22 protein-coding genes are annotated in these 25,143 nt (G+C 65.4%); 12 read left to right on the top strand and 10 right to left on the bottom strand.

Annotated elements, in window-relative coordinates:
- The first annotated feature begins 10 nt into the window (after positions 1-10).
- Positions 11-805 carry an amino acid ABC transporter ATP-binding protein gene (locus tag RDV64_RS00680; RefSeq protein WP_309197370.1) on the top strand — a complete coding sequence of 265 codons (795 nt, stop codon included), beginning with the start codon at positions 11-13 and terminating at the stop codon, positions 803-805.
- Positions 806-859: 54 nt separating this feature from the next.
- Here RDV64_RS00680 and RDV64_RS00675 read toward each other — a convergent pair whose 3' ends face one another.
- Positions 860-2,545 (bottom strand): glycosyltransferase family 39 protein, encoded by a 1,686-nt coding sequence (locus RDV64_RS00675; RefSeq protein ID WP_309197369.1) that lies wholly within the window; start codon positions 2,543-2,545, stop codon positions 860-862.
- Between the two features lie 166 nt (positions 2,546-2,711).
- Here RDV64_RS00675 and RDV64_RS00670 point away from each other — a divergent pair, with 166 nt between their 5' ends.
- The gene (locus RDV64_RS00670; protein WP_309197368.1) at positions 2,712-3,545 is read left to right on the top strand and encodes a phosphodiesterase; all 834 of its coding nucleotides are present in this window, start codon (positions 2,712-2,714) and stop codon (positions 3,543-3,545) included.
- Positions 3,542-4,525, top strand: a complete 984-nt coding sequence (locus RDV64_RS00665; RefSeq protein ID WP_309197367.1) for a threonine/serine dehydratase — start codon at positions 3,542-3,544, stop codon at positions 4,523-4,525. Before RDV64_RS00670 ends, RDV64_RS00665 begins: the two co-directional genes overlap by 4 nt.
- 16 nt (positions 4,526-4,541) lie before the next feature.
- On the opposite strand, the gene dnaE is transcribed toward RDV64_RS00665, so the two are convergent.
- The 7 genes from dnaE to RDV64_RS00630 form a co-directional block, all read right to left on the bottom strand.
- Positions 4,542-7,970, bottom strand: a complete 3,429-nt coding sequence (dnaE, locus tag RDV64_RS00660) for a DNA polymerase III subunit alpha (RefSeq protein ID WP_309197366.1) — start codon at positions 7,968-7,970, stop codon at positions 4,542-4,544.
- A gap of 269 nt (positions 7,971-8,239) precedes the next feature.
- On the bottom strand, positions 8,240-8,926 hold the full coding sequence (locus tag RDV64_RS00655; RefSeq protein WP_309197365.1) for an ABC transporter ATP-binding protein: 687 nt from the start codon (positions 8,924-8,926) through the stop codon (positions 8,240-8,242).
- Positions 8,926-10,176 carry a lipoprotein-releasing ABC transporter permease subunit gene (locus RDV64_RS00650; protein WP_309197364.1) on the bottom strand — a complete coding sequence of 417 codons (1,251 nt, stop codon included), beginning with the start codon at positions 10,174-10,176 and terminating at the stop codon, positions 8,926-8,928. The genes RDV64_RS00655 and RDV64_RS00650 overlap by 1 nt, the downstream gene beginning before the upstream one ends.
- Positions 10,173-11,495: a proline--tRNA ligase gene (gene proS / locus RDV64_RS00645; protein WP_309197363.1), complete on the bottom strand. Its 1,323-nt coding sequence runs from the start codon at positions 11,493-11,495 to the stop codon at positions 10,173-10,175. The genes RDV64_RS00650 and proS overlap by 4 nt, the downstream gene beginning before the upstream one ends.
- A gap of 106 nt (positions 11,496-11,601) precedes the next feature.
- Entirely contained in the window at positions 11,602-12,381 is a 780-nt protein-coding gene (locus tag RDV64_RS00640) for an ATP-binding cassette domain-containing protein (protein WP_309197362.1), read from the bottom strand.
- Positions 12,378-13,439 (bottom strand): ABC transporter permease, encoded by a 1,062-nt coding sequence (locus tag RDV64_RS00635; protein ID WP_309197361.1) that lies wholly within the window; start codon positions 13,437-13,439, stop codon positions 12,378-12,380. Before RDV64_RS00635 ends, RDV64_RS00640 begins: the two co-directional genes overlap by 4 nt.
- 104 nt (positions 13,440-13,543) lie before the next feature.
- Complete coding sequence (locus RDV64_RS00630) at positions 13,544-14,560, bottom strand: sugar ABC transporter substrate-binding protein (RefSeq protein ID WP_309197360.1); 1,017 nt, start codon at positions 14,558-14,560, stop codon at positions 13,544-13,546.
- 280 nt (positions 14,561-14,840) lie between these two features.
- Between RDV64_RS00630 and RDV64_RS00625 the strand changes: the two genes are divergently transcribed.
- The 9 genes from RDV64_RS00625 to RDV64_RS00585 are packed head-to-tail and all read left to right on the top strand — an operon-like array spanning position 14,841 to position 22,365.
- A complete protein-coding gene (locus RDV64_RS00625) occupies positions 14,841-16,037 on the top strand; it encodes a CoA transferase (RefSeq protein ID WP_309197359.1) in 1,197 nt (398 codons plus the stop codon).
- On the top strand, positions 16,034-17,236 hold the full coding sequence (locus RDV64_RS00620; protein WP_309197358.1) for a CaiB/BaiF CoA-transferase family protein: 1,203 nt from the start codon (positions 16,034-16,036) through the stop codon (positions 17,234-17,236). The genes RDV64_RS00625 and RDV64_RS00620 overlap by 4 nt, the downstream gene beginning before the upstream one ends.
- A gap of 15 nt (positions 17,237-17,251) precedes the next feature.
- Positions 17,252-18,412: an acyl-CoA dehydrogenase family protein gene (locus RDV64_RS00615; protein ID WP_309197357.1), complete on the top strand. Its 1,161-nt coding sequence runs from the start codon at positions 17,252-17,254 to the stop codon at positions 18,410-18,412.
- 5 nt (positions 18,413-18,417) lie between these two features.
- On the top strand, positions 18,418-18,843 hold the full coding sequence (locus tag RDV64_RS00610) for a MaoC family dehydratase (protein WP_309197356.1): 426 nt from the start codon (positions 18,418-18,420) through the stop codon (positions 18,841-18,843).
- Positions 18,843-19,280, top strand: coding sequence for a MaoC/PaaZ C-terminal domain-containing protein (locus RDV64_RS00605; protein WP_309197355.1), 438 nt, complete (start codon positions 18,843-18,845; stop codon positions 19,278-19,280). Before RDV64_RS00610 ends, RDV64_RS00605 begins: the two co-directional genes overlap by 1 nt.
- Positions 19,277-20,203 (top strand): dihydrodipicolinate synthase family protein, encoded by a 927-nt coding sequence (locus RDV64_RS00600; protein ID WP_309197354.1) that lies wholly within the window; start codon positions 19,277-19,279, stop codon positions 20,201-20,203. The genes RDV64_RS00605 and RDV64_RS00600 overlap by 4 nt, the downstream gene beginning before the upstream one ends.
- Positions 20,200-21,120 (top strand): dihydrodipicolinate synthase family protein, encoded by a 921-nt coding sequence (locus RDV64_RS00595; protein ID WP_309197353.1) that lies wholly within the window; start codon positions 20,200-20,202, stop codon positions 21,118-21,120. Before RDV64_RS00600 ends, RDV64_RS00595 begins: the two co-directional genes overlap by 4 nt.
- An 8-nt stretch (positions 21,121-21,128) precedes the next feature.
- Positions 21,129-21,425 (top strand): DUF4286 family protein, encoded by a 297-nt coding sequence (locus tag RDV64_RS00590; RefSeq protein WP_309197352.1) that lies wholly within the window; start codon positions 21,129-21,131, stop codon positions 21,423-21,425.
- 28 nt (positions 21,426-21,453) lie between these two features.
- The gene (locus RDV64_RS00585) at positions 21,454-22,365 is read left to right on the top strand and encodes a LysR family transcriptional regulator (RefSeq protein WP_309197351.1); all 912 of its coding nucleotides are present in this window, start codon (positions 21,454-21,456) and stop codon (positions 22,363-22,365) included.
- Between the two features lie 16 nt (positions 22,366-22,381).
- On the opposite strand, the gene RDV64_RS00580 is transcribed toward RDV64_RS00585, so the two are convergent.
- Positions 22,382-23,572 carry a diguanylate cyclase gene (locus tag RDV64_RS00580; protein ID WP_309197350.1) on the bottom strand — a complete coding sequence of 397 codons (1,191 nt, stop codon included), beginning with the start codon at positions 23,570-23,572 and terminating at the stop codon, positions 22,382-22,384.
- 155 nt (positions 23,573-23,727) lie between these two features.
- Positions 23,728-24,987 (bottom strand): EAL domain-containing protein, encoded by a 1,260-nt coding sequence (locus RDV64_RS00575; protein ID WP_309197349.1) that lies wholly within the window; start codon positions 24,985-24,987, stop codon positions 23,728-23,730.
- Positions 24,988-25,143 lie beyond the last annotated feature (156 nt).

Here is a 25,143-nt window from a genome sequence, read left to right as displayed (position 1 = left end):
AGACACATCAATGGCCGAAGCCGCGTTTGCCGAGCCCGACACCACGCCACCCCCGCTGGAGATCTCCGATGAGGTCGCCATCGAAATCGAGGCGATGAACAAGTGGTATGGCGAGTTCCATGTCCTGAAGGACATCAACATGAAGATCCAGAAGGGGGAGCGGATCGTTGTCTGCGGCCCCTCTGGTTCGGGCAAGTCCACGCTGATCCGTTGCATCAACGCGCTGGAGAAGTTCCAGAAGGGCGCGATCACGGTTGATGGCGTCCCGCTGACGTCGGACCTCAAGAAGATCGACGAGATCCGCCGCGAAGTCGGCATGGTGTTCCAGCACTTCAACCTGTTCCCGCACCTCACGATTCTGGAGAACTGCACGCTGGCGCCGATCTGGGTGCGCAAGATGCCCAAGAGGGAAGCCAACGAGATTGCGATGAAGTACCTGGAGCGGGTGAAGATCCCCGAGCAGGCCAACAAATATCCGGGCCAGCTGTCCGGCGGTCAGCAGCAGCGCGTCGCCATCGCCCGCGCCCTGTGCATGAACCCCAACGTGATGCTGTTCGACGAGCCGACCTCCGCGCTTGACCCGGAGATGATCAAGGAAGTGCTCGACGTGATGGTCGACCTCGCGCAGACCGGCATGACCATGATCTGCGTGACCCACGAGATGGGCTTTGCCCGCCAGGTGGCCAACCGCGTGGTCTTCATGGATCAGGGGCAGATTGTGGAATCGAACGCCCCGGAGCCGTTCTTCACCAACCCGCAGCACGAGCGGACCAAGCTGTTCCTGTCGCAGATTCTCGCTCACTGAGAGAGCGTTCGCCACGGCGAAGACAGGGCGGGCTCAGGCCCGCCCTTTTTCATCCTAACGGGCGCGCTGGAACAATGTGAGGTCGATCGGGTCGCCCTTGGAAATGTTGAAGCCGGTGACGTGACCGGCCTCGAAAAGGGTGACACGCTTTGCCAAAGCCGCGGCACGGACGGTTGCAACGGCCTCACCGCGGGCAGCAATCACCGCACAGCCTTCGCCGGACAGGGTGACCGCTTCGGCGGCTTCTTCTGCGGTCAGAAGGGCGGTGTTCGTGCCTGAGAGGAAGACGAGGCTCGGCTCGTTGAAGCCGCCGACCGAAATGATCCGCGGGCTGGCGCAAGGCGCTGCTTCAGCGGCCGCGGCCACAAGGCGTGGCGAGATCCAGATCGGCTTTGTCGCCGGCAGGGCGATGCCCCAGATCGTGGCCTGTGCAATCACCGAGGCGGCCACCACCGGCGCCAGCACCGCGGGTGAGACCAGCCTCGCGCCGCGCCAGATGGCGACTGCTGCGGCGAGCCCGGCTGCCGCTGCAAGGGCAGCAAGCACGATGACAGTCACTTGCGGAAAGTCTGCCACCAGCGACGGATCACCGGCGCCAATCTGCGCGAAGATGAAGGGTGCCATCACCGCAGCGCCGAGGACGCCGAGCGGTGCGGCCAGCACCAGCGCGCCGGCAAGCACCTTGAGCGCCCGCGGCGGCGTTGCTGCGGCGAGCGACGCGACGGTGGCGAGCGCAATGCCGGGCAGCAGCGGCAGCGTGTAGTGCGGCAGCTTGGTGGGCGTCAGCTCGAAGACGATCCACGCCGGCACCACCCACGCGGCGGCAAAGAGGATGGCATCGCTGCGCATCCGCACCGCGCGCCACAGTGCGGCGATGGCAAGGGGCGCCAGCGGCCAGCCCACGGCGAGGAACAGGCCGATGTGCGTGAGCGGCGGCGCACCGTGCCCCTCCTGGCCGCCTGCCGCCTTGCCCAGAAAATCCTTGCCCACGGCCGCCACGAAGAACGCCCCGTCGGTGGCGGCATAGATGGCGAGGTACCAGGGCAGGCACACCGCCGCGGCAATGGGAATGCCGATCACAAACCGCAGGTTGGAGAGGATGCGCCTGCGGTCGGCAAGGGCAAGTGCCGCAATGGTGAGGCCGCACACCATCGGTGCAATCGGCCCCTTCACGAGAATGCCCGCGCCGAGCGCCAGCCAGAACAGCACTGCCGTCCCGAGAGGGCGCCGCTCGGACAGCCACAATCGCGCCAGTGCGCCCTGTGCCAGTAGGATGGTGGCGAGAAGCACGGCATCTGTCTTGGCAAGGCGCGCCTCCACCCCGAGGATGATGGTTGCCCCGAAAATGGCGCCAACCGCCAGCGCCAGCGGCATGGGCAGGAAGGCGCGGGCGACCCACACCGAAAGGAGCAGCGCAGAGAGCGCACCGAGGAGAGAGGGGATGCGGTAGACCCAGAGCGGCGCATCGGCGCCCAAGCCGCTCGCCTTGGCCGCCGCGGCCTGAAGCCAGTGGATGCCAACGGGCTTCTTGTGGCGCGGCGCGTCCTGAAAGCGGATGCGCACATAGTCGCCCGTTTCAAGCATCTGCTTGGTGGCCTGGGTGTAGCGCGGCTCGTCCCGGTCGAGCGGCGGAACACCGGCCTGGCCGGGCAGAAAGCCAAGCGCGATGGCAGCCAGAAGCATCAACCCGGCCAGAAGGCCGAGCCCTGTGTCCATGGGGCCTGAGCGGGGGGGAATCATGGGTATGGTCCGTGTGTCAGGGCGGGTGGCGCCATGGGGCTTAGCCCAAAGTGCGCCGCCACACACCCCACCCATTTCGGCAGGGTCGATGCGCACGGCGCCGATTGATGCTGGACGCGGCCCGGACCTGCTGGCGCGACCGGTCCGCCGCTGCTATCGAGCGGGCATGGCAGTTTTCGCGCAGCTCACCGATCTTCACCTCCGCCCGCCGGGCGTCCTGACACTCGGCCGCATCGATGCCGACCGCCACGCCGCGGCCGCCATCGACCGGCTGCTGCTCCGGCACGGCGACATCGACGCCGTGATCGTGACGGGGGATATCGCCGACATTGGCGAGGAAGACGCCTACACCCGCGCCGAAATGCTGCTCTCGCGTTTTTCCGTGCCTGTGCTGGTGATGCCCGGCAACCACGACCGCACCGCTGCGCTGCGCGCGGCGTTCATCGCGTGGCCCGGCGTTGTGGACGAGCCGGTGGCCGGCAAGCTCTGCCATGCGCGCGAGATCGGCGGCGTCATGGCTATCTCGCTCGACACCTCGGTCGACGGGCTGGACACCAGGAGCCACCACGGCACGCTGGGGCCGGCGCAACTGGCGTGGCTGGACGAGACACTGGCCGGCTGCGGTCCTGCGCTCATTGCCATGCATCACCCGCCCTTCCGCACCGGCACCGGCATGGACGGCATCGGCCTCAGCGATGCGGACGCCTTTGCCGCGGTCCTGGCCAGGCACCGCAACGTGGCGCGGATCATCTGCGGCCATGTACACCGTGTCATCATTGGTGACGTTGCGGGCGTCACCTCGATGGCGGTGCCGGGTGTGGCGCATCAGGTTGCGCTTTCGCTGGGCGAAGACCGGGCGCAGCTGGTGATGGAGCCGCCCGCCTACGCCATCCACATTGTGGAAGAGGGCAACGGCGTTTCCCACGTGGGCTATGTGGACGATTATGGCGCGCCCGTGTCGTTTGCCGAGATGGCGGCCAACGCCGCGCCGCCGCAATGACGGCGCCGGGTCTCGCGATCGGCCTTGCGGATATCGAGGCGGCCGCGGCACGGCTTGCAGGGCATGCGGTGCGCACACCGCTCCTGACGTCCGCCGTTCTGGATGAAGCCGTTGGCGCACGGGTCTTCATCAAGCCGGAGTGTCTGCAGCGCACCGGATCGTTCAAGTTTCGCGGGGCGTACAACCGGCTTGCGGCCATGAGCGATGGTGAGCGCGCACGCGGGGTTGTTGCAGCCTCGTCCGGCAATCACGCGCAAGGGGTGGCGGAAGCGGCCCGGTTGTTCGGCGTGCCGGCGACCATCGTCATGCCGCAGGATGCGCCGGCCACCAAGCGCCTCCGCACCGAACGCTCCGGCGCCCGGATTGTGGCCTACGACAGGGAGCGCGAAGACCGGGTTGCGATCTGCGAGGCCATTGCCGCCGAGACCGGCGCGATCTTCGTGCCGCCCTACGACGATCCGTTCGTGATGGCAGGGCAGGGCACCGCAGGCCTCGAAATGGCCCAGGACCTCACGGCACTCGGGCTTCGGGCCGATGCGGTGCTGGTGCCGGTCAGCGGCGGCGGGCTGTTGTCCGGCGTTGCGACGGCCTTCGCGGCTCTGGCGCCGGCAGCCTGTCACCCGGTGGAGCCGGAAGGGTTCGACGATACCACCCGTTCGATCACCAGCGGCCGGCACGAGGCGAACGCGAAGCTGGCCGGCTCCCTTGCCGATGCGCTTCTGGCGCGAACCCCTGGCCAGTTGACGCTCCCCATCCTGAAGGCCCACGCACGCCCCGGCTTTACTGCGGGCGACGCCGACATGAAGGCCGCAGTCGCCTTTGCCGCGAGAGAACTCAAGCTCATTTGCGAGCCGGGCGGGGCCATTGCGCTGGCGGCGCTTCTCTCGGGGGCGGCGCGCTTTTCCGGCGGCACCGTTGCGATCGTCCTGTCGGGCGGCAACATCGACGATGCGATGCTGGCCGATTGCCTCGCCGCCTGACCTGAAGCTTGCAGCCTCAGTGCGAGGTTTCGGTGTAGCGCACGTCCACCACGCCCGCCATGGAGCGGATGGCGTTGGCCACGGAGCGTGACACCGCACGGCCCGATTGCAGCACGATGTCCGTTTCCGTGCCGCACGGGGCGAGCGCGACAAACGTCACGCCGCAAGCGCCGGTGTCGCCCAGAAGCTTGTCGATGGAGACGATGGCCGTCGGCCGGTCGATGAACACCTTGAGGGAGCGCTGGCCGGCGCCGGCCAGCTTGGTCAATGGCTCCACGTTCTGGATGCGCACGGCCAGCCCTTCGTCCCGCTCCTGCGCGGTGACCGTGAGGAGGACGCAGGCGCCGGGGTCCAGCCGGTCGCGGCAGGCCTCCAGCGTATCCTGAAACACGACCGCCTCGAACTGACCTGACGGATCGGACAGCTGGACGATGGCAATGCGATTGCCGCTCTTGGTGCGCCGCTCCTGCCGCGAGATCACCACGCCCGCAAGCCGCGTCCCCGCGCCGACGCGCACCTGCTGCGCAAAATCCCGCCAGCGGGGGACGCTGGCGCCGCGCAGCGCTTCGGCATAGTCGTCCAGCGGATGGGCCGAGAGGTAGAAGCCGATGGCGTCGTGCTCGCGCTTCAGCCGTTCGGCGGGTGTCCACGCGGCATCGGTGGGCAGGCGCAGGTCTTCTGCCTTGGCTTCGCCAAAGAAGTCATTCTGGCCCATGGCCGCAGTGCTGGCGACGCGGTTGGCAACGCCCATGATCTGGTCGAGGCCGCCCGACAGCGTGGCACGGTCGGTGCCGAAACAATCGAATGCGCCGGCGCACACCAGCGCATCCAGCGCACGCTTGGAGGCGACTTTCGGGTCGAGCCGGTTCGCAAAGTCGGTGAGGCTCTTGTAGGGCTCGGTCTGCGAGGCCTCGATGAAGTCGACCAGCGGACGGCCGACGCCTTTCACCGCCGCAAGGCCGTAGACGATGGCATCGTCCACCACGGTGAATTCCGCGCGGGACGTGCGCACGCACGGCGGTTTGACGTCAAAGCCCATGCGCTGCGCCTCGGCGCGAAAATCGTTCAGCTTGTCGGTGTTGCCCATGTCGAGCGTCATCGAGGCGGCCAGGAACTCCTTGGGGTGGTTCGCCTTGAGATAGGCCGTGTGATAGGCGACCAGCGCATAGGCTGCGGCGTGCGACTTGTTGAAGCCGTAGTTGGCGAACTTGGCCACAAGATCGAAGATGTGGTTGGCGTCTGCGGCGGAGGTGCCGCGCGCCTCGGCGCCTTCCACGAAGCGGTCGCGCTGGACGGCCATTTCGGCAGCGATCTTCTTGCCCATGGCGCGCCTGAGAAGGTCAGCTTCGCCGAGCGAGTAGCCGGAGAGGACCTGCGCGATCTGCATCACCTGCTCCTGGTAGATGATGATGCCGTGGGTCTCTTTCAGGATCGGCTCCAGCATGGGGTGGAGGTAGTCCGGTTCCTCCAGCCCCTGCTTGCGCAGGTTGTAGCTCGGGATGTTGTCCATCGGGCCCGGGCGATAGAGCGCCACGATGGCGATGATGTCCTCGAACCGGTCCGGCTTCATGCCAACCAGCGCCTTGCGCATCCCCTGGCTTTCCAGCTGGAACACGCCGGCCGTCTCGCCGCGGGCCAGAAGCTCGTAGGAGGCCTTGTCGTCGAGCGGGAGGGTGTCGAGGTCGATGGGTTCGTCGATCAGTGCCAGCGCGCGCTGGATGGTGGTGAGCGTTTTCAGGCCCAGAAAGTCGAACTTGACGAGGCCGGCGCTCTCCACCCACTTCATGTTGTACTGGCTGACCGGCAGCGGCGAGCGCGGATCGCGGTACAGCGGGACGATCTCTTCCAGCGCCCGGTCGCCAATGACGATGCCGGCGGCGTGGGTGGAGGCGTGGCGGTAGAGGCCTTCCAGCTTCAGCGCCATCTGCAGGAGGCGGTCGACCTCGCCGTCCTCCTTGCGGGCCTGCTGGAGCGCGGGCTCGGTCTTCATCGCCTCGCCCAGCGTGACCGGGTTGGCGGGGTTCGACGGCACCATCTTGGCGAGCTGGTCGACCTTGAAATAGGGCATGTCGAGGACGCGGCCGACGTCGCGCACCACGGCGCGCGCCTGCAGCGTTCCGAAGGTGATGATCTGCGCCACCTTGTCGGCGCCGTAGCGCTTCTGAACGTAGGTGATCACCTCGTCGCGCCGGTCCTGGCAGAAGTCGATGTCGAAGTCCGGCATCGAGACGCGCTCTGGGTTGAGGAAGCGCTCGAACAGGAGGTCGAACCGGAGGGGATCGAGGTCGGTGACCGTCAGCGCGTAGGCGACCAGCGAGCCGGCACCCGAGCCGCGGCCCGGCCCGACCGGAATGTCCTGCTGCTTCGCCCACTGGATGAAGTCCGCCACGATGAGGAAGTAGCCGGGGAACTTCATCGACGTGATGATGGAAAGTTCGTGCTCCAGCCGCTTGGCGTAGACCTCGCGCTCGACGCCGGGCGCCATGCCGCGGGTGGCAAAGCGTTTTTCCAGCCCCTCCAGCGCCATGGTGCGCAGGCGCTCGGCCTCCGCCTCGATGTCGTCCGCCGCGTCGCGCGCTTCGCCGCCGCCTTCGCCGGCAAGGAAGCTCGGCAGCATCGGGCCGCGCTTGCGCGGGCGGTAGGAGCACCGCAGCGCCACCTCGGCGGTGTTCTCGATGGCCTCCGGCAGGTCCGCGAACAGGGCTTCCATCGCGCTTTGCGGCTTCAGCCAGTGTTCGGCGGTGAGGCGGCGGCGGTCGTCATCGCCAAGGCGGCGGCCTTCGGCAATGGCGATCAGCGCGTCGTGCGCCTCGTAGTCATCGTGGGCGGCGAAGTAGGCCTCGTTGGTGGCAACCAGCGGAAGGCCCATGTCGTAGGCCATGTTGACGGTGGCCTCTTCCAGCGTGGTCTCGCCCTTGTCGCCGTGGCGCTGGAGTTCGCAGTAGAAGCGATCGCCGAAGGTTTCGGCAAGCGCGGCGGTCATCGCGCGGGCGGCATCCAAGTCGCCATCGCGTAACGAGAAGCCGACGGGGCCGCCGAGCCAGCCGGACAGCGCGATGATGCTTTCGCTATAGGTCGCGCAGTCCGCCATCGAGACGCTGGGGGAGCGGCCTTCGGACGACAGGTACGCGTGGCTGATGAGGCGCTGCAGGTTCATGAACCCGGTTTCGTTCGCGGCGTAGAGGGGGAGCCGCGTCACCGGGGTGATCTGCTTGCCGTTCTGGATCCGCTCGGGCAGGCGCAAGGGAACGGTGCAGCCGATGATCGGCTGGATGCCCGCCTCGAATGCCTTTTCGGAAAACTCCAGCGCGCCGAAGAGGTTGGCGGTGTCCGTCACCGCCACGGCGGGCTGCTTGTCATCCCCTGCGAGGCTGATGATCTTCTTCAGCTGCATCGCGCCCTCGAGGAGCGAGAACGCCGAGTGAACACGCAGGTGAATGAACATGTGCCGCTCCGTTCGCGCCTGAGGCCGGCGGCCGATTGCCGCCGGATGATGAAGGCCCGCCAGAGTAGGCGGCGAGCCGGCTGGCGTAGAGGCTAGATGATGGACTGAACGTGCCCCATCCACAGATAGACCGCGCCGAGGAAGGACGCGCAGGACACCAGGCCACCGAGATCGAGAATGAACCGCTTCATGACTGCCTCTCCATTTGTTCTATGGAGGGACTGTATGAGAATATTACGAGAACATCAATTGAGGTGTTCTGGTTCGTTCTATGAGTCGGTTACCAAACCGTTACTGAGGTGCACAATCCTATCCATGTCACCAGCCAGCGCGGGGTTGTGCGTGGCGACCAGTGCGGCTAGGCCGTTCTCGCGGCTGAGCGATAGGAACGCATCCCGAACGTTTTCCGCAGTGCCCTGGTCAAGGTTCCCGGTCGGTTCGTCTGCCAGGAGCAGGTCGGGCTTGTTGGCGACCGCTCTTGCGATGGCGACGCGCTGGCGCTCGCCGCCCGACAGTGCGCCGGGGCGGTGGGTGCGGCGGGAGGCAAGGCCGAGCGTTTCCAGAAGATCGTCGGCCCGTTTGAGCGCGGCGCCGGGGGAAACGCCCGCAAGCCGCTGGGGCAGCGCGACATTCTCCCGTGCCGTGAAGTCGCCGAGAAGGTGGTGGAACTGGTAGACGAAGCCGATCCTGTCACGCCGGATGGCGGTGCGTTCCTTGTCGGACAGGTGTCCGGCATCGATGCCGCCAATGGCCACCGTGCCGCCGCTCGGCCGTTCCAGAAGCCCCGCGATCTGCAGGAGCGTGGATTTGCCGGCGCCGGACGGGGCAACCAGTGCCACCAGCTCGCCGCGCAGGATGGTGAGGTCGACGCCGGTGAGGACGTTGACCACGGTATCGCCGTCGCCAAAGTGACGGGTGACGCCCGTAAGCGCCAGAGGCGGTGGGGTCTCGCTCATCAATCGGCCTTCAGCGCATCGACGGGGTCCGTCTTGGCCGCTTTCCATGCCGGATAGATGGTGGCCAGCAGCGAGAGGATCAGCGCCATGGCAACGACGACTGTGGTCTGGGTGGAGTCCATGTCGGCCGGCATCTTGGACAGGAAATAGAGTTCCGGCGAGAACAGCTCGGTCCGCAGGAGGGACGAGATGAACTGCCGGATCGCCTCGATGTTGAGCGCGATCAGCGTCCCCAGCACGAAGCCGATCAGCGTGCCCGCCACGCCGATGGAGAGGCCGACGATCAGGAACACCCGCATGATCATGGCGCGGCCGGCGCCGACGGTGCGCAGGATCGCGATGTCGCGCGTTTTCTCCTTCACCAGCATGATCATGCCGGAGATGACGTTGAGGGTTGCGACGAGGATGATCAGCGTCAGGATGACGAACATCACGTTGCGCTCCACCACCAGCGCGGAGAAGAAGGTGCGGTTGCGCTGCCGCCAGTCGATCAGGAACAGCGGGCGGGCGGCGGCGGTATCGATCAGCGGTCGCAACCGGTCGACACTGTCCGGATCGTCGACGAAGACCTCGATCGCCGTGACCTCGTTTTCCTCGTTGAAGTAGTACTGCGCTTCTTCCAGCGGCATGTAGATGAACGAGGAATCGTATTCGCTCATGCCGATCTCGAAGATGCCCTGGATGGGGTAGCTCTCGATCCGCGGCGTGACGCCGAAGGGCGTGACCGCGCCGTTGGGGTTGATGAGCTGGATCGAGTCCCCCAGCGAGACGCCGAGGCTGGCTGCGAGCCGCGAGCCGATCATCACGCCCTTGGAGGTCCCGAAGGTGTCGCCATTGCCGAGCAGCAAGCGGTCGGACACGAAGGTCAGCTTGTCGAAATCCTGCTGTTCCAGCCCGCGCACCAGCGCGCCGGACGAGCCCACCTTGCCCGACACCAGCGCCTGTCCCTCCACAAAGGGGATCGCCATCGTCACGCCGCGGACCTTCTCGATCCGGTCCGAGACCGCCCTGAAGTCGGTCAGCGGGCCGTCGATGGGCTGGAGGAGGACATGGCCGGAAACGCCGAGGATCTTGTTGAAGAGTTCGGCGCGGAACCCGTTCATCACCGCCATCACGATGATGAGGGTCGCAACGCCAAGCGCGATGCCGATCAGCGACAGCGTGGAGATGACCGACACGAACGTTTCGCGCCGGCGCGAGCGGAGATACCGCCACGCGATGTTCCATTCGAGCGCGCCGAAGGCACTCATGGGCGGGTCGTGAGCCGGGTGAGGGCGTCGGCTTCGGACACGGTGTGCTTCTCCCCCGTCGCCCGGCGCTTGATCTCTACCGTGCCCTCGCCGGCGCCGCGCGGGCCGACCACCACCTGCCAGGGCAGGCCGATGAGGTCCATGGAGGCGAACTTGCCGCCTGCGCGCTGGTCGGTGTCGTCCACCAGCACGGACTTGCCGGCGGCCTCGAAGGCGGCTTCCAGACGGTCCACCATCGCGTCGGTCTCCGCATTGCCGGGCTTGAGGTTGATGAGGCCGATGTCGAACGGGGCGATCTCATCGGGCCAGATGATGCCGTTCTCGTCGTGGCAGGCCTCGATCACGGCGCCGACGAGGCGGGAGACGCCAACGCCGTAGGAGCCCATGTGGACGGGCTTTTCCTCGCCGTCCGGCCCCATCACCACGGCGCCCATGGGCTTGGAATATTTCTCGCCGAAATAGAAGATATGGCCGATCTCGATGCCGCGCGCGGTGACGCGGTCAGCCTCGGGGATCGCGTCGAAGGCGGCCTCGTCGTGCATCTCGTCGGTGGCGGCGTAAAGGCTCGTCCAGTCGTCGATGATGGGGGAGAGGTCGGCCGAAAAGTCGGTGTCCTCGCCGGGGATCGGCTTGTCCAGCATCGCGCGGTGGCAGAACACCTCGCTCTCGCCGGTGTCGGCAAGGATGATGAACTCGTGGGAGAGGTCGCCGCCGATGGGGCCGGTGTCGGCACGCATCGGGATGGCGGTGAGGCCCATGCGCGAAAATGTGCGCAGGTAGGCAACGAACATGCGCTGATACGCGGCCTTGGCGGCGTCGGCATCGATGTCGAAGGAGTAGGCGTCCTTCATCAAGAATTCGCGGCCGCGCATGACGCCGAAGCGGGGGCGCACCTCGTCGCGGAATTTCCACTGGATGTGGTAAAGGTTCAGCGGCAGCGCCTTGTAGCTCTTCACATGGGTGCGGAAGATGTCGGTGATCATCTCCTCGTTGGTGGGGCCGAACAGCATCGCGCGCTCGTGGCGGTCCGTGATGCGCAGGAGCTCCGGCCCGTAGGCGTTGATGCGGCCCGATTCCATCCACAGGTCAGCCGGCTGGATCGTCGGCATCAGGACTTCCTGCGCGCCGGCGCGGTTCTGTTCCTCGCGCACGATCTGCTCGATCTTCTTCAGCACCGCAAAGCCCATGGGGAGCCACGAGTAGATGCCGGCGGCCTGCTGGCGGATCATGCCGGCACGCAGCATCAGCCGGTGCGAGACGATCTCGGCTTCTTTCGGCGTCTCGCGCAGGATGGGCAGGAAATAGCGGGACAGGCGCATCGGTTCACTCTTCAGCGGCGGGGATGGGTATTGGACCCGGTGGCGGGGCCGGGTCAATCGCAGGCCATCCCCAGTACAGGCTTTGGAATGCCTGCGCGAGCCCCGCTCAGGCCGCCAGCGCCTCCGCCGGCGGGTCCTCTGCCCCCGTCATGAAGGCAACGGCGTCGGACATGGTGTAGTCGCCGGGCTTGATGACGGTGAGCCGCCGGCCGAGGCGGTGGATGTGGATGCGGTCCGCCACCTCGAACACATGCGGCATGTTGTGGGAGATGAGGACGATGGGGGTCCCCCGCTCGCGCACATCGCGGATCAGCTCCAGCACGCGGCGCGATTCCTTGACGCCCAGCGCCGCGGTCGGCTCGTCCATGATGATGACGCGGGAGCCGAAGGCGGCGGCGCGTGCCACCGCGACACCCTGCCGCTGACCGCCCGACAGGGTTTCCACCGCCTGGCCGATGTTCTGGATCGTCATCAGCCCCAGCTCCGACAACAGGTCGCGCGAGCGCTGTTCCATGGCGGAGCGGTCGAGCTTGCGAAAGACGGAGCCCAGGATTCCGGGTTTGCGGATCTCGCGGCCGAGAAACATGTTGTCGGCAATGGAGAGGGCCGGGGAGAGGGCGAGGTTCTGGTAGACGGTCTCGATGCCGGCGGTGCGTGCTTCCAGCGGGGAGGCGAAGCGGACGCGCTCGCCGTTCAGCGTGATCTCGCCGCTTTCGGGCCTGAGCGCGCCGGAGAGCGCCTTGATGAGGGTGGACTTGCCGGCCCCATTGTCTCCGATGACGGCGAGGATCTCGCCGGGCATCAGGTCGAAGTCGCAGCGGTCGAGCGCGGTGACGCGGCCGAACCGCTTGACGAGGCCGCGCGCTTTCAGAACGGGTTCGGTCATACCGCCACCTTTCGGATCCACTGGTCGATGGCGACCGCCACGATGATGAGAACGCCGATGAGGAGGTAGGTCCACTGCGGGTCCGTCCCCACCATGCGAAGGCCGAGCGAGAACACGCCCACGATCAGCGCCCCGAACAGCGAGCCGACGATGGAGCCGCGCCCGCCGAACAGCGAGATGCCGCCGATCACCACGGCGGTGATCGCCTCGATGTTGGCAAGCTGGCCCGATGTCGGCGAGACCGAGCCGATGCGCCCGATCAGCACCCAGCCGGCAAAGGCGCAGATGAGGCCGGCCAGCGCGTAGACCGAGATCAGCACGCGGCGCACCTGCACGCCGGAAAGCTGCGCCGCCTCCGGGTCGTCGCCGATGGCATAGACGTGGCGGCCCCACGCGGTGTGTTTCAGCACATAGGCGAGGATGACCACGAGGAGTAGGAGGCCGACCACGCCGTAGGTGAAGACCGCGCCGCCAACGCTGAACTTCTCGCCGAAGAATTGCAGCGCCGGCGCGTCGGCCTGGATGTCCTGCGAGCGGATGGTCTCGTTGCGCGAATAAAGGAAGTTGGCGGCCAGGAAGATCTGCCAGGTGCCGAGCGTCACGATGAACGGCGGCAGCTTCATCACCGAAACGAGGATGCCGTTGATGGTGCCCATCAAGGTGCCGGCCATGAGGCCGACGCCAATGGAGATCTCCGCCGGGATGCCGTAGCGGAAGGTGAGCTGCCCCATCAGCACGGACGAGAACACCATGATCGCGCCGACCGAAAGGTCGATGCCCGCGGTGAGGATCACCAGCGACTGCGCGGCGGCGGTAATCCCGACGATCGCCACCTGCTGCAAGATGAGGGTCATCGCGAAGGGGGAGAAGAATTTCGATCCCAGCACCAGCCCGAACACGATGATGGAGATGATGAGGACGATCAGCGGCACGGCCGCCGGCGTCTGATGCAGGAAGTGCTGGATGTGGGTGAGGACGCCGCGGCGCTCGTCCTCGAATTCGGCCACGCGTTCGGCCTCGCGGGCCTTGCTCTCGCCGGACACTTGCGCGTCGGTCATCATGCCTCCGGATTGCCGGGCGGAACGGTCGACGCCGCAGCAAGGTCGCTTCTCATGGGACGCGCGCGGGCAGGGAGCCCGCGCGCCGGATCAGAAGGGGGCAATCAGCCCCAGCACTTGTCCGTGCCTTCGGCGGTGTCGATCGATTCGACGCCGTCCACGGGCTTGTCGGTCACCAGTGCGACGCCGGTGTCGAAGAAGTCCTTGCCCTCGGTGGGTTCGGGCTTGTTGCCGGACTTGGCAAACTCGGCAATGGCCTCCACGCCGAGCGATGCCATCAACAGCGGATATTGCTGGCTGGTGGCGCCGATCACGCCGTCCTTGACGTTCTGCACACCGGGGCAACCACCATCGACGGAGACGATCAGCACGTCGTTCTCGCGGCCGATGGCGCGCAGCGCCTCGTAGGCGCCGGCGGCGGCAGGTTCGTTGATGGTGTAGACGACGTTGATCATCGGGTCCTTGGCGAGGAGGTTTTCCATCGCGCGGCGGCCGCCTTCCTCGTTGCCCGCGGTCACATCGTTGCCGACGATGCGGGGGTCGGTCTCGTCGCCCCAGCGGTTCACGTCGCCGGTGTCGATGCCGAAGCCGGTGAGGAAACCCTGGTCGCGCAGGACGCCGACGGAGGGCTGGCTGACGGCCAGATCCAGCATGCCGATCTTCGCGTCGGCGGCGTCATCACCGAGGGTTGCGGCAGCCCACTCGCCGATCAGCTCGCCGGCCTTGAAATTGTCGGTGGCGAAGGTGGCATCTGCGGCGTCCAGCGGCTCCAGCGGCGTGTCCAGCGCGATGACCAGAATGCCGGCGTCGCGCGCCTGCTTCAGCACCGGCACGATGGCCTTGGTGTCGGACGCGGTCATGAGGATGCCGCTGGCACCATCGAGAATGCACGTCTCCACGGCGGCGACCTGGCTTTCGTGGTCGCCGTCCACCTTGCCGGCATAGGATTTCAGCGTGATGCCGAGTTCCTCGGCCTTTGCCGTGGCGCCTTCCTTCATCTTCACGAAGAAGGGATTGGTATCGGTCTTGGTGATGAGACACGCGCTCTGCGCACTGGCAGCCGTCACACCGAGCACGGTCGCGGCGGCGGCGAGCAGCGTCGTCTTCGCAATGTGGTTCATTGGAAACTCCCTGGATCGGTGGCCTTTTTGACCACGCTTGATTGCCGAATGACTCCGGTTGCCTGAGACAAGCAGCACCGAACGCTTTCGTCAATTTAAAGGAGATAGCCACAATGCTGGCGGGTATTGGCACGCCCTTGGATCGTCGAGATTCGCGCAAGGGCTGCAGAACGCATCAACGCCCACATATCACTCCAACTGATATTATAAGGCGCTTTTATTATTGGTATTTCTAGGGGTGTTTCCTCAAGGTTCCGCCAGCGATCAATGGAGCGACCTTGTGGGACTTCTGGACGGCGTTCGGGTTGTCAGCCTCAACCATTTTCTCGCCGGACCGGCGGCCGCCCAGCTTCTGGGCGATATGGGAGCCGACGTGATTGCGGTGGAGCCGACCGGCGGCGCTTTCCAGCGCGGCTGGGCCGTGGCCGGCCGGTTCGTTGACGGGCAGAGCGTCAATTTTCTGTGCACCGGCCGCAACAAGCGCAGCCTTGCCGTCGATCTGAAGTCTCCCGAAGGCCGCGCGATCGTGGAACGGCTGATTGCCGGAGCCGATATCGTGATGGAGAATTTCCGCCCCGGCGCAATGGTGCGTCTGGGATTTGATCCAGCGCGCCTTCTGGCGGACTATCCGCGCCTCATCTACGCCGCCGCCAGCGGCTTCGGAGCCGATGGCCCCTACAAGGACCGGCCGGGTCAGGACCTCCTGTTGCAGGCCATGTCCGGTCTTGCCGCCCACACGGGACCGGCCGAGGGGCCGCCCACAGCGGTCGGCTCGGTGGTGATCGACCACCATGCGGCAGCGCTTTACGCCATGGCGATCTCTGCTGCACTTTATGCCCGCGAACGCACGGGCAAGGGTGGCCGCATCGACGTCAGCCTGTTGCAGGCTGCGGTGGATCTGCAAGGCGAGTCCATTGCGGCGTGGATGAACGGCGCGGCCCACGAGGGCCCGCGCGGGCCGGGCGGCGTGGCCGCCTGGTTCAGCGCCGGCGGCTACGGCATTCACGAGACTGCCGATGGTGCCATCGCCATTTCAATGGCAGCGCCGAAAACGCTGGGCGACGCGCTCGGCATTGCGGCACTGGAAGAGTTTGCCGATGCAGACTCGCTTCCCCGCCGCGCGGAAATCACGGCGCTGGTGCGTGAGACTGTGCGCACCCGGCCGACCGCACACTGGGTCGAGAGGCTGGATGCCGCCGGCGTCTGGAATGCGCGGGTCGAGGATTATGACGACCTGAAAAACAACCCGCAGCTGAAGCATCTGGGGGCATTCACCGAAATGCCGGGCGCGACCGGTGCACACATCACCATGGTCTCGCACCCGGTACGCTATGACGGTGCGGCGCCCGAGGTCCGCCTCGTACCGCAGCCACTTGGCGCGCAGACCCGCGAAATTCTGGCCGAAGCCGGCTACGGCGCGGACGATATCGAGCGCCTCATTTCCGCCGGGACGGTGAAGGCCGAGGACGCGGCATGAAGCTCGACTTCAAGGTCCTCAGCTTCTGCCACTATCTTCAGGGGCCGGCCGCCACCCAGTATCTGGCGGACATGGGCGCCGATGTCGTCAAGGTGGAGCCGCTGCAGGGGGCGTTCGAGCGGCACTGGTCCGGCGGGCGGTCCCACGTCAACGGCGTCAGCGCGTTCCTCCTGTCGGCCAACCGCAACAAGCGCAGCCTTGCCGTGGACCTCAAGCATCCGGACGGCCTTGCGCTGGTCAGGACGCTGGCGGCGGCGAGCGACGTGGTGGTGGAGAATTTTCGCCCGGGCGTGATGGACCGCCTTGGCCTTGGCTACAGCGCGCTGAAGGCATTGAAGCCGGACATCATCTACGCCTCCGCCACAGGCCTTGGCGCCGATGGGCCCGCCGCGATGCGGCCCGGCCAGGACCTTCTGATGCAGGCGCGCTCCGGCCTCGTGGCGGCCACCGGGGGCGGCCCGCAGGGGCCGACCGTCGTGGGCGCTGCGGTGGTGGACCAGCACGGGGCATCGCTCCTCGCCATGGGCATTCTGGCTGCGTTCGTGCGCAAATTGCAGACAGGCGAGGGCGGCCGGGTCGAGGCGTCCCTCTTCCAGGCGGCGCTCGACCTCCAGACCGAGGCAATGACCAAATATTTCGCCCGCCAGGTGGAGGGGGACGTGATGGCCCGCGGCCCCAATGTGGGGAGCTGGTATCATGATGCGCCTTACGGGGCGTATGCGCTGGCGGACGCGAACATCGTCCTGTCGATGAACGATGCCGGGCGCCTTGCCGATGCGCTGGACAGCGACCGGCTGCGCGCGCTGTCCGGGATCGACCGCTATGCCGAGCGCGAACGCTACGCCTCTGCCATGGCAGAGGCGCTGGCGCCGCGCACCTTTGCCGACGTGTCGGAACGCTTCGATGCCGCCGGCATCTGGCACGAGCGGATCCAGAGCTATGACGATGTGCGCGCCGACCCGCAGGCGCAGCATCTTGGTGCCTTCACCGAGGCGGATGTGCACGGCACGCCGGTCTCCCTGCTCACCCACCCGATCAAATATGACGGCGTGACGCCGCCGCTGCGAACCATGCCCCTGTCGGCCGGCGCCGACAGCCGCGCAATTCTCACCGAACTTGGTGTGTCCGATGCCGACGTGGACGCGCTTGCCGCGCGCGGCGTCATTGGCGTTCCCGCGCCGCACACCGACCAGCCGTAACCGGATAAGGCCCTGATGGACTTCGAAATTCCCGAAGAGACCCAAATGGTGGTGGACACTGTCCGCCGCTTCGTCACCGAAAAGGTGCAGCCGCTGGAGATGGCGACCGAAGAGGCCGCCATCATCCCGGCCGATGCGCTCGCCCGCGTGAAGGCCGAGGCGCAGGCTCTGGGTCTGTACGCCCTCAACATGCCCGAGGCGGTGGGCGGCGGCGGGCTCTCGACGGTGGACATGTGCCTTGTCGAAGAGCAGCTCGGGCAGACGTCCGATGCGTTGATCCGGCGCGTCTTCGGGCAGGTCTACCCCATGCTGATGGCCTGCGACGCGGCCCAGACCGAGCGCTACCTGAAGCCGACGGTGCGGGGCGATCTCATCACCGCCATGGCCATCACCGAGCCCGGTGCGGGCTCGGATGCCGCCGCCATCAGCACCACCGCGACGGCTGACGGTGACGATTTCCTCATCAGCGGCACCAAGCACTTCATCTCGGACGGCGATATTGCGGACTACGTGATCGTGATGGCGCTGACCGATGCCGAAAAGCGCGCGCGTGGCGGGATCACGCTCTTCCTCGTCGATCGCGGGACGCCGGGCTTCAAGGTCGCGCGGACGCAGAAGATGATGGGCCACCGCGGCTACGGCCATGCCGAACTTGTCTTCGACAACTGCCGCGTGCCGCGTTCGGCCATTCTGGGAGAGCTCGGCGAAGGGTTCAAGCTCATCATGGCGAGCGTTGCTGCGGTGCGTCTGGCGCACATCGGCGCCCGTTCGGTGGGGATGGCGCAGCGCGTTCTGGAACTGATGCGCGAACAGGCCAACGGCCGAAAGCAGTTCGGCCAGCCCATCGGGGACTTCCAGATGGTGCAGCAAATGATCGCCGATACCGCAATGGATATATTCGCTACCCGGATGATGGTGCTGAATACCGCTTGGGAGATCGACCAAAACAGGGACGTTCGCGCTAAAGTTTCAATGGTGAAAGTTTTCGCTTCCGAAATGTTGGGCCGGGTCGCTGACCGCGGAATACAGATATTCGGGGGTTACGGATTCACGAAAGAACTACCGCTGGAGCGTATCTATCGAGATTCCCGTGTCACCCGAATCTATGATGGTACCTCTGAAGTACATCGAATGCTCATCGCCCGTTCGGTGATGAAGCGCGGCCTGTCCCTGTGAATGTCATGGCCGAAATGAAGAGTTGCGAAATGAAAAAGCATACGGCACCCCAGATCGGTGAGACGATATCCTTCCGCAAGACGATGACTGTCGCCGAGCAGGCCATGTACACTGGCATCAGTGGCAACCTTGGCGGTCTCTACGTGGACCGTACCTGCGCAAAGCTGGAAGGCCTCGAGGATGCTGCGGTATTCGAGCTGGCGGCCACCGCTCTCGTCACCACATGCCTTGCCCGCGCCGGTGGCGCGCGGCGCCGCATCAGCGCACTGTCCACCGAGTTCCTGCACCCGATCACGGTCGGGCAGACCGTTCAGGCCTGCGCGAAAGTGGTTGAAACCGGAGACACGCTGAAGTTTGAATTATCGCTCTGCGTCAAAGACGTGAAGGTCATGCGCGGGACGGCCGTAATGGTGCCGGCCATGGAAAGCTGATGTACGATGTCGTTCCCTTCGATGCCCTGAACGTGGGTGACCGCGTCTCGATGTCGAAGACCGTAACCGAGGCGGACGGTGCGCTCTACATCGCCGCCACCGGTGATTTCGGCCCCGTCCACATCGACGACGACTATGCTGGCGGCACCCGCTTCGGCCAGAGGCTGGCGCCCGGCATCATGGTCGCCGGCCTTTGCACCAGCGTTCTGACGGCGGAGCTTGCCGGGGTTCTCGGCATCTCCATCGACGATCAATTCTGGTTCACCGGCCCCGTCTTCTACGGCGATACGCTGAAGATCGAAGTCTGGATTGCGGAGCGTCATGAAGAGACGCGCACCCTGATCTGGGAGGGCTCGGCCACCAACGAGGATCAGCGCGAGGTCCTGAGGGCCCGCGCCACTTTGAAATACCCCAGAAAGATGCCCAAGACCCAATGAAGTCCTCCGATCTCTCCGGCGTCACCGTCGCCACCATCCTGCCGTTCGACGAGAGCGGCGCCATCGACTGGCCCTCCTACGCACGCGTTCTGGAGCATTGTGCGGTGCCGGACACCATCGCCGCCGTGTTCGTCAACGGCCACGCGGGCGAAGCGACCTCGCTGGATGCCGAGGAGCGGGTGGCGGTCATCCGCCGCACGCGCGAAATCATCGGCAGCAAGCCGCTTCTGGCCGGTGTCGTTCCGCTCGGCGTTTACGATGCCATCGCGCAGGCGCGTGAAGCGGAGGCCGCGGGCGCCGATGCCATCGTCATCTTTCCGCCCGCAGCGCTCGGGGGCGGGGCCGCCTCAACCGCAGCACCGGTCGAATTTTGCGCGGCGGTGACGGCGGCTGTGTCGATCCCGGCGTCGGTGTTCCAGTTCCCGCTGGCATCCGGCCTTGGCTATTCGACCCAGACGCTGGTGGACATTGCGAAGCTGCCGAAGGTGATTGCGGTCAAGGAAGGCTCCAACACCATGCTGGCCTACGAGGAGAATTTTCGCGCCCTGCGCCGTGAGGCACCCGATGTCGCGATGCTACCCTCCAACTTCGACTGGTTCCTGCCCCAGCTTGCCGTGGGTGCCGACGGGCTTTTGTCCGGCCTTGCAAGTCTTGCCCCCACCGAGCTTCATGCCCTCTGGGATGCCGCAGCGCGGGTGGACCTTGCCGCCATGCGCACCGCCAGCGATGCGCTGCACCCTCTGGTGCGCACCGTCTACGGCGCTGCCCCCATTGTCGACATGCACACCCGCATCAAGGTCGCCCTGGAGGCCCTCGGCATCATCACGTGCGCCAGGCCGCGCCTGCCGTTGATGGCGGTAACGCCTGCTGTCGCCGATACGGTGCGCCGCACCGTGCGCGCACACATGGGAGACCTCGCATGACACGCCATCCCTTCGGCGGCATCTACGCAGCAACCATCTTGCCGATGACTGCGGATGGCGCCATCGATGAGGCAGCGCTCACCGCCCACCTCGGCGCTGTGCTTGCCACCGATGGTATCGTCGGGCTTCTGGTCAACGGTCACGCCGGCGAGAACGCCATGTTGACCGTTGCGGAAACGGCTGAGGTGGTGGCGGTTGCGCGCAAGGCCGCGTGGCGCAAGCTGGTGGTCTGCGGGATCAATGCGGAAGGCACCAGCGCGGCGGCCGAACGGGCCGCCTGCGCTGCCCGGGAAGGCGCCGACGCCGTGATGGTGTTTCCGCCCTTTTCGTGGGCGCTGGGGGCGGACCGGCGGTCGATCGTTGCCCATCACAAGGCCATTGCCGAGGCTGCCGGCACGCCGATGTTCCTGTTTCAGGGCGCGGTGGGCGCTGGCAAGACTGCGTACACCGAACCAACGCTGGGCGCCCTGCTTGAGATCGAGACCGTTGTCGGCATCAAGGAGGGGAGCTGGGAGACGCTGGCCTATGACAGGACCCGCCGTCTTGCCCGAACGTTGCGGCCGGATGTGGCAGTCATGGCCTCTGGCGATGAGCATCTGTTCCCGAGCTTTGCCATTGGCAGCGACGGCAGCCTCGTCAGCCTTGCCGCGGTGGTGCCGGAACTGATCGTGGCACTGGAGCGGGCGGTGGACGCTGGCGACATGGCCGAGGGCCGCCGCCTGCACGACGCGCTGTTCGAGCTTGGCCGCATCGTCTACGGCGCGCCGGGGCACCTTGCCACGGCGCGGCTCAAGGCCTGTCTGGTGATGCTGGGGCGCATTCCGTCTGCGGTGTGCCGTGCGCCGGCACCGGCGCTGGACGCTGCCGAAACGGAAGCCCTTGCCGGTGCGCTGCGGGCTGCGGGGCTTACGGTGTGACGGTGCCGATGCTCCATATCGTCATGGTGGACGTTGCGGCCGAAGACGAAGCCGCATTCAACGACTGGTACGACAACGTCCATTTGCCGGATATTCTGGCGTGCCCTGGCTGGTTGTCCGCAACGCGCCGCATTTGTGTCGAGGGTGGCCCCAAATACGTCGCGATCTACGAAATCAGCGGGCCGGAAGCCTACGAAAGCCTGGAGTTTGCCGCAATCAAGGGGTTCGGCCCCTTCGAAGGGAGGGTCTCCAACTTCACGCGGCTTCGATTTGCTGGCATGGATGGCTGTCACGGCACCGAATAGTCGGGCGCCGATGGTGTCGGATAGCCCGATGAACCTGCGGCAACTGGAAATCTTCCGCGCCATCATGCACTGCCGCACCACCGTTGCGGCAGCGGAAGACCTTGGCGTGTCGCAATCTGCCGTGTCCAACGCGCTCAAACACATGGAAACGCGCCTTGGCTTTCGCCTGTTCGAGCGAGGCGGCAACGGGCTGGTGCCGACGGAGGAAGCGCGGATCCTCATCGAAACCGCAGAACCGCTGTTCCTCCAGCTGAACGCGGTAAAGCAGCGCGCGCAGGATCTGCGCGCCGGTATTGCCGGCCGGCTTCGGATCGTTTCCACGGCCGAACTCTCCACAGCGGTGGTGCCGGCGGCGGTGAGCGCTTTCCTGTCGCAGCGGGGAGAGGTTCGAATCGGTATCGAAACCGAGTCGCTCGGCAATGTTCTGGAGATGGTCGAGAACGGGGTGGCCGATGTCGGCTTTGCCATGGAGGCGCCGCAGCGCAACGGTCTCAGCCTTCGCAAGCTTGCAAAAGTGCGGGCGGTCTGCCTGTGCCAGGCGGATCACCCCATCGCGCAGCTTGATGAGGTTACCCCGCAGGACCTTGCGGACGTGCCGCTTGTGGGGCCGCAGCCTACCAGCCGGATCGGCTTTCTGGTCGAGAACAAGTTTCGCGACGCGGGGGTGCCCTATGCGCCGGTGGTGGAAGTGCGTTTCCTCAACACGGCGGCCCTTGTGGCGGAGCAGGGGTTTGGCGTCGGCCTGATCGACGAGTTTTCAGCCGGCTTCTGGCCGTCGCGCCAGGTGAAGGTGTTGCCGTTCGTGCCGCCGGTTTCCCTGACCCTGTCTGCGGTCGTGCCGGACAACAGGGCAGTGGCGCCCCTCGCCGATGCTCTGATCGACGTGTTCGAGGCGGAAATTGCAACGCGCCTCAGCGGTTCGGTGCCAACGCCGGATTGAGGCGCCGGCCGGTCATCTATTCGGTCACGCCGGCGGGGTCGGGCTGGCGGCTGACGGCGAGCGTGTTGCGCAGGGCATTTTGCGCGGCTGCGATCTGCCCATCCCCGTCGCGGCCCGCCGCCTCGGCAAAACCTTTTGCGATCCGGTTTCGCCCGCCACGCTTGGCCTCGTACAAGGCCTGATCGGAGCTGGAGAGGGGATCGCGCCGGATCGACTTGCCATCGAGGTCGGCACTAATCCCGGCGCTGATCGTGCAGTTGATGATTTTTCCGTCAACTTCGATCAGCTCGTTTTCCATGCGGCGCCGGATCCGCTCTGCCATGATGAGCGCGCCATCGCTGGATGTGTTGCTGAGGAGGAGGGCGAATTCTTCGCCGCCGAGCCGCGCCGCAATATCCGACTCGCGGGCTTCCTCGGACAACACGAAGCCGAGCCGCTTGATGACCTCGTCACCCGCCGGATGGCCGTAATTGTCATTGATCAGCTTGAACCGGTCGATGTCGACCATGACGATGGCGAACGGGTTGGCATATCGCTTCCACCTTGCCCAGGCGCGGTCAAGGTGGAGATAGAACGACCGTCGGTTCGGCAAGCCGCTGAGCTCGTCCACGAAAGCCAGCCGCCGGACCTCCCGTTCGGCATCAACGCGGTGGCGTTCATGCAGGATCATCATCCCGAGGAGGACCGTGCCGACGATGCGCACGGCGGCCAGCGGCACAAATGTTTCCTGCAGGATCGGCCATGCGATCTGAGCTGGCAACGCAAAGACGCCGAGCGACAATAGCGGTGCGCAGAGCGCGAAGAGCTGAATATCGAAAATGCTGGTCTTCTTGTCAGCCGAGACGAACAGATAATGCCCGATGATGCCGAACAGGAAAGACATCGTGATGATGGTGATGCCTGCGAGAGCGCCGATGCCGCCAAGATGGATGCGGTAGGAAATGGCAATCGCGCCGGCAATCAATGCGCCGACCGGGCCGCCGAACAGGCCGCTCAGCATGATCATTGTCGTGCGTGAATCGACCAGAACGCCGGGGCGCACCTCGGTCGGGTCGAGCATGGCGAGCACTGCGCCGAGCCCGCAGATCACCCCGAGCAGGACATTCCAGTAGCGTTTCGGGCACTGCGAGATTGCCACCCCATAAACAAGCCCAACCACGGCCAGAAGCCCTGTGTTGCGCAAGAGAGGAAGGAGTAGATCAAGCATGAAGTGCCAATTTTCTCTTTCAATTATGCAATTTACAACAGGGCCGCGACGCAGCTGCCAAATTCATATCGGCATGGCTTGATTGCGATGTGAAGGCATAAATACTGAATGATCGCCGAATTACGGAGATCGTTTTACTTCAAGCGCCTGTTAATTCACGCAAAACTCAGAAGTTTTCGCTCTTCCGGCTGCGCGGCATGATGGGCGGCCGGGGCGGGGCGACCTAGCAAATAACCTTGCCCGGATGTGACCCCGAGCTTGCTGAGCGCGTCCAGCTCGGCCTCGGTTTCCACGCCTTCGCCGACAATTGTGGTGTCCGTGTCGCGGCAAAACGAGACCAGCGCACCGATGAGGACCTGCCGCACCGGATCCTTGTCCAGGTCCCGCGTCAGAGACATGTCGAACTTGATGATGTCGGGGTTGAGCTGGAAGATGTGCTTGAGGCTTGCGTGACCGGCACCGGCATCGTCCACCGCAAGGCGCATTCCCTGTTTGCGCAGTGGCGACAGCGCCGCGTTGATGGCGTCATAGTCGATGATCGGCATCTGTTCGGTGATTTCGAGCACGATCCGATCGAGCGATGAAAGGCTGAGAATGTCGGCCAGTTCGCTGCAAAGCAGGGTTTCGGGCGACACGTTGACGGAAAGGTATGTGTCCTCCGGCACCATCGGGAGCGTCGGGAGTGCCTTCACGATGGCGGCGATCTCCAGCGCAACCCGCTGGTTGACCTCGTCAGCCTCGGCAAACCATTTGTCTGGCGAGCGGGTAGGCGAGCTGGAAAAGCGGCTCAACGCCTCAAAGCCGATCGGTTCTCTGGTGGAGAGGTCGCAGATTGGCTGATGGTAGATCTCGATCAGCCCTGAATTGAGGATCTCGGAAATCCTGTCGGTTTTTATCGCGATCTGGCGTTCGCGCTGAACGTTGCGGTCGATCTCGAACGAGGCAAGCTCGGAAAACGCCTTCATCATCGAAAGGTCGCGCCCGTTGAGCGACTGGTCGGCATCGAAGCTGAGGCAGCAGAACATCCCGTAGCATTCGCCGTCCGCCAGGCGGATCGGCACGCTGATGTGGGAGCCGATTGGCAGGGCGGCCGTGATCGGCAGTTTGACAGCCTCGGGCACCTTGCTGGTGTCGGGCATCAGCTCGGGAATGGTTCCGGCGAGGATGTGCCGGCAGTAGACGTCATCCAGCGAATGAGAATCCCCCGGCTTGATCATCGCCTCCAGACCGGGTGCATCCACCTCGCGGAACACGATACGGTCGTCCACAAACTCGGAGACATAAGCGACGTCCATTCCGAGGTGCTTGCGGATAACCTGAATGGCGCGCTTTACGGGATCTTCGCTGGCCGCTGGTGTGTTGGCATTGTGGGCGAAGAGATCGGCGATGCGGGGGTCATTGATTGCGTTGGACACCTTGGCGCGCCTCTCTTCAGGTTTCGGTTGGATAAAGCGGGTAAGCGGTTTCGCGATCATCTGGTGCGGCCCACCCGCCATATTTTCTTCTATTGTGACCACAATATGGCTGACAAATTGCCGGAACCAAGCGCAAATTTGGTGAGTCTTGTTAGC

The sequence above is a fragment of the Acuticoccus sp. MNP-M23 genome, from assembly GCF_031195445.1.
Classification (GTDB): domain Bacteria; phylum Pseudomonadota; class Alphaproteobacteria; order Rhizobiales; family Amorphaceae; genus Acuticoccus.
Note: the sequence above shows the minus strand (reverse complement) of the source record. Positions and strands in the feature narration are given on the sequence as shown.